General features: G+C 71.6%; 11 protein-coding genes. 8 read left to right on the forward strand and 3 right to left on the reverse strand.

The annotated features are described in order from the left end of the window. Window positions 1-4 precede the first annotated feature (4 nt). From ACIRO3_RS01450 to ACIRO3_RS01460, 3 genes are all read left to right on the forward strand, one after another. A complete protein-coding gene (locus tag ACIRO3_RS01450) occupies window positions 5-808 on the forward strand; it encodes an AIM24 family protein (protein ID WP_404132298.1) in 804 nt (267 codons plus the stop codon). Between the two features lie 69 nt (window positions 809-877). Next, window positions 878-1354, forward strand: a complete 477-nt coding sequence (locus ACIRO3_RS01455) for a MarR family transcriptional regulator (RefSeq protein ID WP_361771536.1) — start codon at window positions 878-880, stop codon at window positions 1352-1354. Between the two features lie 112 nt (window positions 1355-1466). Beyond that, entirely contained in the window at window positions 1467-2033 is a 567-nt protein-coding gene (locus tag ACIRO3_RS01460; RefSeq protein WP_404131462.1) for a PepSY domain-containing protein, read from the forward strand. An 81-nt stretch (window positions 2034-2114) separates the two neighbouring features. On the opposite strand, the gene ACIRO3_RS01465 is transcribed toward ACIRO3_RS01460, so the two are convergent. Genes ACIRO3_RS01465 through ACIRO3_RS01475 form a run of 3 tightly spaced genes read right to left on the reverse strand, consistent with a single transcriptional unit; the run spans window position 2115 to window position 4441 of the window. Beyond that, entirely contained in the window at window positions 2115-2189 is a 75-nt protein-coding gene (locus tag ACIRO3_RS01465; RefSeq protein WP_107089157.1) for a 50S ribosomal protein bL37, read from the reverse strand. 51 nt (window positions 2190-2240) lie between these two features. After that, complete coding sequence (meaB, locus tag ACIRO3_RS01470) at window positions 2241-3221, reverse strand: methylmalonyl Co-A mutase-associated GTPase MeaB (RefSeq protein WP_361771265.1); 981 nt, start codon at window positions 3219-3221, stop codon at window positions 2241-2243. A gap of 11 nt (window positions 3222-3232) precedes the next feature. Further along, window positions 3233-4441: an acetyl-CoA C-acetyltransferase gene (locus ACIRO3_RS01475; RefSeq protein WP_267797991.1), complete on the reverse strand. Its 1209-nt coding sequence runs from the start codon at window positions 4439-4441 to the stop codon at window positions 3233-3235. Window positions 4442-4587: 146 nt separating this feature from the next. On the opposite strand from ACIRO3_RS01475, the gene mce reads away from it, so the two are divergent. The 5 genes from mce to ACIRO3_RS01500 all read left to right on the forward strand — a co-directional run bounded on the left by mce (window position 4588) and on the right by ACIRO3_RS01500 (window position 13144). After that, a complete protein-coding gene (gene mce / locus ACIRO3_RS01480; protein WP_267797992.1) occupies window positions 4588-5028 on the forward strand; it encodes a methylmalonyl-CoA epimerase in 441 nt (146 codons plus the stop codon). Between the two features lie 527 nt (window positions 5029-5555). Then, window positions 5556-10091 (forward strand): polarized growth protein Scy, encoded by a 4536-nt coding sequence (gene scy / locus ACIRO3_RS01485; RefSeq protein WP_404131465.1) that lies wholly within the window; start codon window positions 5556-5558, stop codon window positions 10089-10091. Window positions 10092-10285: 194 nt separating this feature from the next. Further along, complete coding sequence (locus ACIRO3_RS01490; protein WP_053677477.1) at window positions 10286-11224, forward strand: cellulose-binding protein; 939 nt, start codon at window positions 10286-10288, stop codon at window positions 11222-11224. Between the two features lie 112 nt (window positions 11225-11336). Beyond that, window positions 11337-12359: an ATP-binding cassette domain-containing protein gene (locus tag ACIRO3_RS01495; RefSeq protein WP_361771260.1), complete on the forward strand. Its 1023-nt coding sequence runs from the start codon at window positions 11337-11339 to the stop codon at window positions 12357-12359. Between the two features lie 2 nt (window positions 12360-12361). Next, a complete protein-coding gene (locus tag ACIRO3_RS01500) occupies window positions 12362-13144 on the forward strand; it encodes an ABC transporter permease subunit (RefSeq protein ID WP_404131468.1) in 783 nt (260 codons plus the stop codon). Window positions 13145-13338: the final 194 nt, after the last annotated feature.

The following is a 13338-nucleotide window of genomic DNA, read 5'->3' on the forward strand; positions in this document are numbered from 1 at the left end:
CCCCGTGACCGGCGGCCCGGGAGGTCCGACGGTCTTCGACCCGCACACGCTGCCCTCCGACGACAACGTGAACGCGTACACCTTCTGCGTGGAGCTCAAGGGGAGCCAGTGGTTCCTGCAGAAGGGCAAGATGATCTCGTACTACGGGAGCATCGAGTTCAACGGCATCGGCAACGGCCGCTTCGACCGGCTGCTGCGCACGAGCTTCCACTCGCCGCTGCACGCCGCGGCCTGGGTGGTGGCCGAGGGCCAGGGCAAGATGCTGCTGGCCGACCGGGCCTTCGACGTGAACTCGTACGACCTGGACAACGGCAACCTGACGATCCGGTCGGGCAACCTGCTGGCGTACCAGCCGACGCTGGCGCTGAAGCAGTCGATCGTGCCGGGGTTCCTGACGCTGATCGGCACCGGGAAGTTCGTGGCCGCGTCCAACGGGCCGGTGGTGTTCATGGAGCCTCCCCTGCGGGTGGACCCGCAGGCACTGGTGGGCTGGGCGGACTGCCCCTCGCCCTGCCACCACTACGACCACGGCTACATGTCGGGCGTGATCGGCGGTCTGCGTTCACTGACGGGCATCGGGGGCTCCTCGGGCGAGGAGCACCAGTTCGAGTTCGTGGGGGCGGGCACGGTGCTGCTCCAGTCGTCGGAGACGCTGATGGCGGAGCAGGCGGTCGGCGCGGTCGGCGCCGGCGCGGCGACGGGCAACGCGCAGGGCGTTCCCGGGGCCGGCCAGGGGCCGCTCGGCCAGGTCGGCGTGCCGCGGATGCCCGGACAGCTGGGTGATCTGCAGAGGCGCTTCGGGCTGTGATCTCGTACTGCGATCGTCCTATTTTTGTACGCAATTCAACTTTTTAGGTAGAGTTCAGTCATGGAGACCATGGAGACCGAGACGGCCACGCGCTGGCTCACCGACGCCGAACAGTGCGCCTGGCGCACCCACCTGGACGTCAGCAGGCTGCTGATGCACCAGCTGGAAAAGGATCTCCAGCCCTTCGGGCTCACCAACAACGACTACGAGATCCTCGTGAACCTCTCCGAGTCGGAGGATCACCGGATGCGCATGAGCGACCTCGCGACCGCGACCCTGCAGTCCAAGAGCCGGCTCTCCCACCAGATCACCCGAATGGAGGCGGCCGGGCTGGTCCGCCGGGTGAACTGCGAGTCCGACCGCCGCGGCCTGTTCGCGGTCCTCACGGACGAGGGCATGGAGACCATGCGCAAGGTCGCCCCGCACCACGTGGCGTCCGTGCGGGCGCACTTCATCGACCTGCTGCCGCCGGCCGCCCTGGCGGCGCTGCGCGAGTCCCTGCGACCCGTGGCGGAGCACCTTCGGGACAACCGCGGCAAGGGCTGACGGCACTCCCCGCGCCGGAACGGGCGATCGATCGGAGAATGGTCGACATCGCCCGCCGGTCCGCCCGCCGAGCAACCGTAGGCGCTCGGACCGGCCCGAGGAGGTACTGCCCATGAAGCGCAACGTGATCATCTCCGCGGCCGCGGCCGCCGTCCTGACGGTCGGCGGTCCGACCGCGGCGGCCCTCGCCGCCACCGGCGACACGGCCCGGACCACGACCACGGCCACCGCCGCCCGCGCCGACGTGACCGCCGAGAGCGCGAGCGACGCGGCCCTCAAGCACTACCCGGGTGTCGTCGAGTCCCTCGACAAGGACGGTGCCGTCTGGCACGTCAACGTGATCGCCAAGAACGGCAAGAACGCCGAGGTGGAGGTCAGCACCGCCGGCAAGGCCACCACCCGCGACACGGACAACGACAACAACGGCAACGAGTACGCGCCCCTGATCGCCGCGAAGGTCAACGCCAAGAAGGCGATGGTGGCGGCCCTCGCCGCCAACAAGGGCGCCGTCGTCTGGTCCGTCGACTGGGACGACGACGACGACAACGGCAGCACCTACTGGGACGTCGAGGTCAAGGCGAAGGACGGCACGACCAAGCACGTCCACGTCGACCCCACGTCGGGGAAGGTCACCGCGTCCTCGTCGGACTCGAACGACAACGACGACGACAACAACTAGGACCCGCGCCACGACACGACGAGGGCCGCGCCCCGGCTCGGGGGCGCGGCCCTCTTCGTGTGCGTTCAGGCGTACGGACGGTCAGGCGTTGGGACGCTTGCCGTGGTTCGCCTTCTTCTTCCTGCGGGCTCGCTTCTTGTTTCCGCGCTTCGCCATGACACCACTCCCTTACAGGGGATCTTTCGGCCATTCCGGGCGATTGCCAGTTTAGGTTCGCCCCGGGGAGTCCGCATCGGTCAGCGTCGCCAACAGGGCGTCCGAGGCCGCGTACGGGTCCAGCTCCCCCACGGCCACCCGGGCCGCGAGCGCGTCCAGACGGGCGTCCCCGCGCAGATCGGCCATCCGAGCACGCAGGGCCGTCACGGCGATGGTCTCCACCTCGCGGGCGGCGCGGGCCGTGCGGCGCTCGGCCAGCACACCGCGCTCGTCCATCCAGGCACGGTGCTTCTCCAGCGCCTCGACCAGCTCGTCGATGCCCTGGCCCCGCGCGGCGACCGTCTTGACGATCGGCGGCCGCCAGTCGCCCTTGCCGCGGGACTCCCCCAGGCTGAGCATGTGGTTCAGCTCCCGGGCGGTCGCGTCGGCGCCGTCCCGGTCAGCCTTGTTGACCACGTACACGTCGCCGATCTCCAGGATGCCCGCCTTCGCGGCCTGGATCCCGTCGCCCATGCCGGGTGCCAGCAGCACCACCGAGGTGTCGGCCTGCGAGGCGATCTCCACCTCCGACTGCCCGACCCCGACCGTCTCGACCAGGATCACCTCGCACCCGGCGGCGTCCAGCACCCGGATCGCCTGCGGCGCCGCCCAGGCGAGCCCGCCCAGGTGGCCGCGGGTGGCCATGGAGCGGATGTAGACACCCGGGTCGGAGGCGTGGTCCGACATCCGCACCCGGTCGCCGAGCAGCGCGCCCCCGCTGAAGGGCGAGGACGGGTCCACGGCGAGCACCCCGACGCGCTTGCCGGCCTTCCGGTACGCCGTGACGAGCGCCGAGGTGGACGTGGACTTGCCCACGCCCGGGGAGCCGGTGAGCCCCACCACGTACGCCCCGCCGGTGAGCGGGGCCAGGGCGGCCATCACCTCGCGCAAGTGCGGGGACGCCCCCTCGACCAGTGAGATCAGCCGGGCCACGGCCCGGGGGCGGCCTTCTCGGGCCTGGGCCACCAGCGTGGGGACGTCCACCGTCGTCATCCTCGCGACACCTACGCCTTCGCGCCGGGCACGCGCACGATCAGGGCGTCGCCCTGGCCGCCGCCGCCGCACAGGGCCGCCGCGCCGACACCGCCGCCGCGCCGGGCCAGTTCCAGGGCCAGGTGCAGCACGACGCGGGCGCCGGACATGCCGATCGGGTGTCCCAGGGCAATGGCGCCGCCGTTGACGTTCACCTTTTCCGGGGTCACGCCGAGGTCCTTCATTGACTGCACGGCGACCGCCGCGAAGGCCTCGTTGATCTCGATGAGGTCCAGGTCGGAGACCTCCAGGCCCTCCTTCTTCAGGGCGTGCAGGATGGCGTTCGACGGCTGCGACTGGAGCGAGTTGTCCGGTCCCGCCACGTTGCCGTGCGCGCCGATCTCGGCGATCCACTCCAGGCCCAGTTCCTCCGCCTTGGCCTTGCTCATCACGACGACCGCGGCGGCGCCGTCGCTGATCTGCGAGGAGGTGCCGGCGGTGATGGTGCCGTCCTTGGTGAAGGCGGGGCGCAGCTTGCCGAGGGACTCGGCCGTGGTCTCGGCGCGGATGCCCTCGTCCTGCGAGAAGACCACCGGGTCGCCCTTGCGCTGCGGGATCTCGACCGGGGTGATCTCGGCCTCGAAGACGCCGTTCTTCTGCGCGGCGGCGGCCCGCTGGTGCGAGGAGGCGGCGAACGCGTCCTGCGGGGCGCGCTCGATGCCCAGGCGGGTGTTGTGCTTCTCGGTGGACTCGCCCATCGCGATGTTCTCGAAGGCGTCGGTGAGGCCGTCGTACGCCATCGCGTCGAGCATTTCGATGGCGCCGTACTTGAAGCCCTCGCGGGACTTCGGCAGCAGGTGCGGGGCGTTGGTCATCGACTCCTGGCCGCCCGCGACCACGATGTCGAACTCCCCGGCTCGGATGAGCTGGTCGGCGAGCGCGATGGCGTCGAGGCCGGACAGGCACACCTTGTTGATGGTGAGCGCGGGCACGTTCATGGGGATCCCGCCCTTGACGGCGGCCTGTCGGGCGGGGATCTGACCCGCGCCGGCCTGGAGCACCTGGCCCATGATCACGTACTGGACCTGGTCTCCGCTGATCCCGGCCCGCTCCAGCGCGGACTTGATGGCGAAGCCGCCGAGGTCGGCACCCGAGAAGGACTTCAGCGAGCCCAGCAGTCGCCCCATGGGCGTGCGGGCCCCTGCGACGATCACCGAAGTGGTGTTGTTCGTTCCGGACATGATGGCGGATCCCCTTTCAGCGGGGAAGCTGAGGAGTGAACGAGGGTTTACCTGAATGTACTGAGCAGTACCCGCGCAGTCACCGGCCAGTCGGTGTGATCGCTGGCACGTTGCGTGACGCCCCTCCCGAGCTGTGCACTGGTCCCATGCTGACAAGAATCGACCACATCGGGATCGCCTGCTTCGACCTCGACAAGACTGTCGAGTTCTACCGTGCCACGTACGGATTCGAGGTGTTCCACTCCGAGGTCAACGAGGAGCAGGGCGTCCGCGAGGCCATGCTCAAGATCAACGAGACCTCGGACGGAGGGGCCTCGTACCTCCAGCTCCTGGAGCCCACCCGGGAGGACTCCGCGGTCGGCAAGTGGCTCGCCAAGAACGGCGAGGGCGTCCACCACATCGCCTTCGGCACCGAGGACGTCGACGGCGACGCCGAGGCCATCCGCGGCAAGGGCGTCCGCGTCCTGTACGACCAGCCCCGCATCGGCTCCATGGGATCCCGGATCACCTTCCTGCACCCCAAGGACTGCCACGGCGTCCTGACCGAACTGGTCACCTCCGCCCCGGAGGCGGCGGAGGGTCACTGAACCGAGTCGTCGAAGTGGCGCCGGTCGGGACGGTTCGCGCGGGTTTGCGTTGCGTCATGCCGGCCGGCGCGCGGCGTGTTCGCCCAAGGGCTGTTTCCGCTGCCGGAGGGGCCGGCGGGGGCGCCGGCGGGTTCGGACACCGGCCCGGGATCCGTGCGCGTGCGCGAACGCGGCGCCCGTCCGCACGGGTGGCGGCCGGCGTCCACCGCAGGCCGTGATCGACTCCGACCGACTCCGGTCCGTATGTCTGAAGATCTGTTCGTACCCACGGGTACACCCCGCTCCACCCCTGCTGACGGGCGTTCTTCGGGCTTCCAACCAGGCGATGCGCACCCAAGCGCACTGATGTCCCGTTTCTCCGGCCGGTAGAGTGGCCATGGCTCGGCCGGGGTTCGGTGCGGAGACGGGGTCGGGGCCTGTGACCCCTGCCCCGGTATCTGACACCATTCCCCGGGGGCGTCGTTCAGCGGGCGAGCGATGCTCAATTGGGAGTGAGCTTGCGACCAGGGGACGGATGGGACCGCGCTGTGCGGGGCTACGAAAGCCAGGAGAGCCACCAGGCCGAGGTCGACCATCTCTCGCGCTTCGAAGCCGAGATGGAGCGGCTGAAGAAGGAGCGCGGGAAGGCCGTCCAGCACGCCGAGGACCTGGGCTACCAGGTCGAGGTGCTGCGCGCCAAACTCCATGAGGTACGCCGCAATCTCGCGTCCCGCCCCGCCTACGACGGCGCGGACATGGGTTACCAGGCGGAGCAGCTGCTCCGCAATGCCCAGATCCAGGCCGACCAGATGCGCTCCGACGCCGAACGCGAGCTGCGCGACGCCCGGGCCCAGACGCAGCGGATCCTCCAGGAGCACGCCGAACACCAGGCACGGCTCCAGGCCGAACTGCACAGCGAGGCCGTCAACCGCCGCCAGCGCCTCGACCAGGAGCTGAACGAGCGCCGCCAGACCGTCGAGGCGCACGTCAACGAGAACGTCGCCTGGGCCGAGCAGTTGCGCGCCCGTACCGAGTCCCAGGCACGCCGGCTCATGGAGGAGTCCCGCGCCGAGGCCGAGCAGGCGCTGAACGCCGCCCGCGCCGAGGCCGCCCGGCTCGCGGAGGAGGCCCGCCGCCGGCTCACCGCCGACTCCGAGGCCGCCCGTACCGAGGCCGAGAGCACCCTGCTGCGGGCCCGCAAGGAGGCCGAGCGGCTGTTGACCGCCGCCTCCGCGCAGGCACAGGAGGCCACCGAGCACGCCGAACGGCTGCGCAGCACCACCTCCGCCGAGGCCGAGCAGACCCGGCAGCAGACCATGGACCTCGGCCGCGTCGCGGAGTCCCGGGTCCAGGAGGCCGACTCCGCGTTGCGCACCGCGCGCGCCGAGGCGGAGACCCTGCTCGCGGAGGCCAAGGAGAGCGCCGCGCGGCAGCTCGCCTCGGCGGAGTCCGTCAACGAGCAGCGCACCCGCACCGCGAAGGAGCAGGTCGCCCGGCTGGTCGGCGAGGCCACCAAGGAGGCCGAGGTCCTCAAGGGCGAGGCCGAACAGTTGCTGGCCGACGCCCGCGCCGACATGGAGCGGCTGCGCGCCGAGGCCGGGGAGCAGGCCCGCGCCGCCGCCGCCGAGGACACCGCGGCGCAGCTGGCGAAGGCCGCCCGCACGGCCGAGGAAGTACTGAACAAGGCCTCGGAGGACGCCCGGGCCACCACCCGCGCCGCGTCCGAGGAGGCCGAGCGGATCCGCCGCGAGGCCGAGTCCGAGGCCGACCGGCTGCGCGTACAGGCCGCGGCCACGGCCGACGAGCTCAAGGGCGCCGCGAAGGACGACACCGAGGAGTACCGGGCCCGTACGGTCGAACTCCAGGCGGACGCCCGCAGGCTGCGCGGCGAGGCCGAGCAGCTGCGCGCGGAGGCCGTCGCCGAGGGCGAGCGGATCCGCGGCGAGGCCCGCCGCGAGGCGGTCCAGCAGATCGAGGAGGCGGCCCGGACCGCCGAGGAACTGCTGGGCAAGGCCAAGTCGGACGCGGACGAGCTGCGCGGCGGGGCGAGCGCCGAGAGCGAGCGGGTCCGCGGCGAGGCCGTGGAGCGGGCCGGCGCCCTGCGCCGGCAGGCCGAGGAGACACTGGAGCGCACCCGCGCCGAGGCCGAGCGGCTGCGCGCCGAGGCCGAGGAGGAGGCGGAGTCCGTCCGCGCCGAGGCCGACGCGGCGGCGCGGGCGCGGCGCGAGGAGACCGAGCAGGCACTGTCGGCGAAGCGGGCGGAGGCCGACGAGGAACTGGTCCGGCTCCACACGGACGCCGAGAGCCGGTTGACCGCGGCCGAGCAGACGCTGCGCGACGCCCGGACGTCGGCGGAGAACATCCGCCGGGAGACCACGGAGGAGAGCGACCGGCTGCGCGCCGAGTCGGCGGAGCGGATCCGTACCCTCCAGGCCCAGTCGGAGGCGGAGGCCGATCAGCTGCGCACGGACGCGGCGCAGGACGCCGGCCGGGTGCGCGCGGAGGCCGAGCAGGTCGCGGTACGGCTGCGCGGCGAGGCCGAGTCCGAGGCCGAACGGGTGCGTTCGGAGGCGCAGGAGACCGCCGACCGGCTGCGCGCGGAGGCCAAGGCCGCCGCCGAGCGGGTCGCCGCGGAGGCCGCGGAGGCGCTGGCCGCCGCGCAGGAGGAGGCCGCCCGGCGTCGCCGCGAGTCCGAGGAGACGCTGGCGTCGGCGCGCACCGACGCGGAGAACGAGCGGGCCCAGGCCCGCGAGCAGAGCGAGGAACTGCTGGCGCAGGCCCGCAAGCGCTCCGAGGAGGCGCAGGCCGAGGCGGTCTGGCTGACCGAGGAGGCCGAGCGGCGCGCGTCCGAGGTCGTGTCGGCCGCCGAGGCAACCGCCCAGCAGGTACGGGACGCCGTGGCCGGGCTGCACGAGCAGGCCGAGGAGGAGATCGCCGGGCTGCGCAGCGCGGCCGAGCACTCCGCCGAGCGCACCAGGGACGAGGCCGAGGAGGAGGCCGGACGGGTCCGCGCCGACGCCCACGCGGAGCGGGAGCGGGCGTCCGAGGACGCCGCCCGGCTGCGCGCCGAGGCGCGGATCGAGACGGACGCCGCGAAGGCCCTCGCGGAACGCACGGTCGGCGACGCCATCGCCGAGGCCGAGCAGACGCGCACCGACACCGCCGAGTACGCGCAGCGGTTGCGCACGGAGGCCACCGACGCGTTGGCCGCGGCCGAGCGGGACGCGACCCGGACCCGGGCGGACGCCCGGGAGGACGCGAACCGGATCCGCGGCGAGGCCGCGGAGTCCCTGGAGGCGTCCCGCGCCGAGGGCGTCCGGATCGTCGAGGAGGCCACGCGGCTGGCCGAGCTGCACACCGAGGAGACCCGGGCGGCGAACGCGGCCACGGTCGAGGAGGCCACCGAGCGGGCGGCGCGACTCACCTCCGAGGCCGAGGCGGCCGCCGACGCGACCCGCGCCGAGGCGGCGGGCACGCTCGACGAGGCCCGTTCCGAGGCCAACCGGCTGCGCAGCGACGCCGCCGAGCAGGCGGACCGACTCGTCACCGAGGCGGCGTCGGAGGCGGACAGGCTCACCGAGGAGACCCTCGCGGCGAACGCGGCCACGGTCGGCGAAGCCGCGACGGAGGCCGAGCGGCTGCGCACCGAAGCGGCGCGGGCCCTGGACGACGCGCGCGCCGAGGGCGCCCGTCTGATCGGGGAGGCCGCGGCCGAGACCGAGCGCATGACGGTCGAGACGCGGGCCGCCAACGACCTCACGGTCGGGGAGGCCGCCGAGGAGGCCCGGCGGCTGCGCACGGAGGCGGCCCGGATCCTGGACGAGTCCCGCGAGGAGGGCGGCCGGATCATCGGCGAGGCCACCGCGGAGGCCGAGCGGGTCACGGAAGCGGCGAACGAGACGCTGGCGAGCGCCGAACGGGACTCCGAGCGGATGCTCGACGAGGCCCGCGAGGAGGCCAACAAGCGTCGCAGCGAGGCCGCCGAGCAGGTCGACCGGCTCATCACCGAGGCGGCCACGGAGGCGGAGAAGCTCACCGAGGAGACCCGCAAGGACAACGAGCGGACGGTCGGGGAGGCCGCCGCCGAGGCCGAACGGCTGCGTACGGAGGCCGCCGAGGCGCTGTCCTCGGCGCAGGAGCACGCGACCCGTACCCGGTCGGAGGCCGAGCGGGTCAAGGCGGAGGCGGCGACCGACGCGGAGCGCGTGCGCGCCGAGGCCCGTACGGAGTCCGAGCGGCTGCTGGACGAGGCCCGCGAGGAGGCCAACAAGCGTCGCAGCGAGGCCGCCGAGCAGGTGGACCGGCTCATCACGGAGTCCTCGGCGGAAGCGGAGAGGCTCACCGCCGACGCGCGGCAGCAGGCTCTCGCCGCCACCACGGCGGCCGAGGAGCAGGCCGACGCGATGGTCGACGCGGCCCGCAAGGAGGCCGCGCGCATCACCTCGGAGGCGACCGTCGAGGGCAACTCCACGGTGGAGAAGGCGCGTACGGACGCGAACGAGTTGCTGGTCGGGGCGCGTACGGACGCCGCCGCCATAAGGGAGCGGGCGGAAGAGCTGCGCGGCCGGGTCGAGTCCGAGGTCGAGGAGCTGCACGAGCGGGCCCGCCGCGAGTCGGCGGAGCAGATGAAGTCCGCGGGTGAGCGCGTGGACAAGCTGGTGCGGGCGGCGACCGAGCAGAGCGTCGAGGCCGACAAGAAGGCCAAGGCGCTGGTGTCGGAGGCGAGCAGCGAGGCCGGCAAGGTCCGCATCGCCGCCGTGCGCAAGGCGGAGGCGCTGCTCAAGGAGGCCGAGCAGAAGAAGGCCGAGGTGACGCGCGAGGCCGAGAGCACCCTCGCCGAGGCGAAGGCGGAGGCCGAGCGACTGGTCGACGAGGGCCGCCGTGAGCTGGAGGTCCTGGTGCGCCGGCGCGAGGACATTCAGGCGGAGATCTCCCGTGTCCAGGACGTTCTTGAGGCGTTGGAATCATTCGAGGCGCCTTCGGGCGGCGGAAAGCCGACGGTCGGCGGTCAGGGCGCGGGGGGCGTGAAGGCCGGAGCGGCAGCGGGTTCCACTCGTTCGAGTGGCAAGTCGTCAGAGAGCTAGTCAGAGTATGAAGATGTGTGCTCCTGATGGAGGTTCAGGCGAACGGGTGACAAGCATTCTGTCGCCTTGCCACTCAAAAGGGGTGTCATTGTCCAGATCAAACGCGGATTGACTCGATGACACGCCGTCTGGGCGCCTAGGATTCCCCCAACACCTCACGTAGCACCTCATCGGTCTCATTCGACAGGAACCCCATGAGCGACACTTCCTCCCCCTTCGGCTTCGAGCTCGTGCGGCGTGGTTACGACCGCGGTCAGGTGGACGACCGCATTACCAAGCTGGTCTCCGACCGCGACAGCGCACTAGGACGTATCAACTCTCTGGAAAAGCGGATCGAGGAGCTGCACCTCGAAACGCAGAACGCCCAGGCACAGGTGAGCGACGCGGAGCCGTCGTACGCCGGCCTCGGTGCCCGGGTCGAGAAGATCCTGCGACTGGCCGAGGAGGAGGCGAAGGACCTTCGCGAGGAGGCCCGTCGCGCGGCCGAGCAGCACCGTGAGCTGGCCGAGTCGGCCGCCCAGCAGGTGCGCAACGACGCCGAGTCGTTCGCCGCCGATCGGAAGTCGAAGGCGGAGGACGAGGGCGTCCGCATCGTCGAGAAGGCCAAGGGCGACTCCGCCACCCTGCGCTCCGAGGCCCAGAAGGACGCGGCCTCCAAGCGCGAGGAGGCCGACGCCCTCTTCGAGGAGACCCGCGCCAAGGCCGCCCAGGCCGCCGCGGACTTCGAGACGAACCTGGCCAAGCGCCGCGAGCAGTCCGAGCGCGACCTGGCCTCGCGTCAGGCCAAGGCGGAGAAGCGTCTCGCGGAGATCGAGCACCGCGCCGAGCAGCTGCGCCTGGAGGCGGAGAAGCTTCGCACGGACGCCGAGCGTCGCGCCCGTCAGACCGTGGAGACGGCGCAGCGTCAGGCCGAGGACATCGTCGCCGACGCCAACGCGAAGGCCGACCGGATCCGCAGCGAGTCCGAGCGCGAGCTGGCGGCGCTCACCAACCGCCGCGACTCGATCAACGCGCAGCTGACCAACGTCCGCGAGATGCTGGCGACGCTGACCGGTGCGGCCGTGGCCGCCGCCGGCTCCCCGATCGACGACGAGCCGGTCACGCGTGGCGTTCCGGCTCAGCAGAGCCGCTAGTACGACACCGCGCGTAGGCGTTCTACGCCATTGCGCCGGACGGTTGGTACCGAGGGCCTTATGTCACCTGTCAGCGGTGGCGTGGGGCCCTCTGCCGTTCTAGCGTGGCCGCATGATCGAGCTTGAGGGCCTCACCAAACGCTTCGGCGCGAAGACGGCAGTGGACCACCTCAGCTTCCAGGTCAGACCCGGGGTGGTGACCGGCTTCCTCGGCCCCAACGGGGCGGGGAAGTCCACGACCATGCGCATGATGCTCGACCTCGACAATCCGACCGCAGGGCGGGTCCGGATCGACGGGAAGCGCTACCGGGACCTGCCGGAGCCACTCACGCACATCGGGGCGCTGCTGGATGCGAAGGCCATGCACGGCGGACGCAGCGCGTACAACAACCTGCTCTGCCTGGCCCAGTCGAACCGGATCCCGAGGAGCCGGGTGTCCGAGGTGCTGGACCAGGTCGGACTGACCGCCGTGGCACGGAAGAAGTCGAAAGGATTTTCGCTCGGCATGGGGCAGCGGCTTGGAATCGCCGCCGCGCTGCTGGGTGATCCGGAGATCTTGATGTTCGACGAACCCGTCAATGGTCTGGACCCGGAGGGAATTCTCTGGATCAGAAATCTTATGAAGGCGCAGGCGGCGGAGGGAAGGACGATCTTCGTTTCCTCTCACTTGATGAGTGAAATGGCGCTGACCGCAGACCATTTGGTGGTCATCGGGCAGGGAAAGCTGCTCGCCGACTTGTCGATGGCCGATTTCATTCGACAGAACTCACGAAGTTACGTGCGCGTGCGCTCGCCGCAACAGGAGCGGCTCAAGGACCTCTTGCACGAGCAGGGCATCGACGCGATCAGCGTTCCGGCCACCGGCACCCTGGAGATCGACGGCGTGGAGTCGGAGCGGCTCGGCGAGCTGGCGGCCCTGCACGGGATCGTGTTGCACGAGCTCAGCCCGCAGCGGGCGTCACTGGAAGAAGCGTTCATGCGCATGACGGCGGACTCGGTCGAGTACCACGCCCACGCGGCTGCGGCGGCCGCCGGTCCGCCCGACGCGGGGGTGATCGGGGCGCCTGCGACCGGGCCCGGTCCCGGACCGGCCTGGGGCTCCTCGTTCGACGCGGCGCAGCGGAAAGGGGAGTGATCATGGCTGATTTCCCCGCCGTCCTCACCTCCGAGTGGACCAAGATCCGCACGGTCGCCTCCACCACCTGGACCCTGGTCGCCGCCCTCGTGGTCACGGTCGGCGTCAGCGCCGGCCTCTGCGCGTTCATCAACGCCGCGTTCGACGACATGCCGGCGCAGGAGCGGCTCGCCTTCGACCCGACGCTCTCCGCCTTCGCCGGGATGGCCCTCGGACAGCTCGCCATGATCGTCTTCGGTGTGCTGGTCGTCGGCACCGAGTACAGCTCGGGCATGATCCGTACCTCGCTCGCCGCCGTGCCGCGCCGCGGGAGCCTGCTGCTCGGCAAGCTCATCGTCGCCACCGCCCTCGCCCTGGTCGTGGGTCTCGCGACCAGCTTCCTGTCGTTCTTCCTCGGGCAGGCCATCCTGGGCGAGCGCAGTGTCGGCATCGGCGAGCCGGACGTCCTGCGCGCGGTGATCGGCGCCGGGCTCTACATGGCCATGATTGCCCTGTTCTCCATGGGCGTGGCCACGATGCTGCGCAGTTCGATGCTCGCCCTGTGCGTCCTGATGCCGTTCTTCCTGATGATCTCCACGATCCTCGGGGCCGTCGAGGCGACCCGGAAGGTGGCCCAGTACTTCCCGGACCAGGCCGGCTCCCGGATCATGCAGGTCGTCCCGCCGGGGGCGGGGGGCGGCGCATCGCCGCCCTACGGCCCCTGGGGCGGCTTCGGGATCATGGCCCTCTGGACGCTGGCCGCCGTGCTCGCGGGCTTCCTCGTCCTCAGGAAGCGCGACGCCTGACGACGGGGGCCGGGCCCGACCCGTCCGTCCGGTGACGGAGGTCGGGCCCGGCGTCCCTCCCGAGACGGACGCCCCGCGTACTACGGGGTGTCCCGGGGTCGGACTCAGGGGTACCTCAGGGATGACGGCCGAGACGGAACCGTAGGAGACTGGATATCCTCTTAACCCTTACACGGGCGAGAGTCGTACCGGCC

It is taken from the genome of Streptomyces sp. NPDC102278 (assembly GCF_044766345.1).
Classification (GTDB): domain Bacteria; phylum Actinomycetota; class Actinomycetes; order Streptomycetales; family Streptomycetaceae; genus Streptomyces.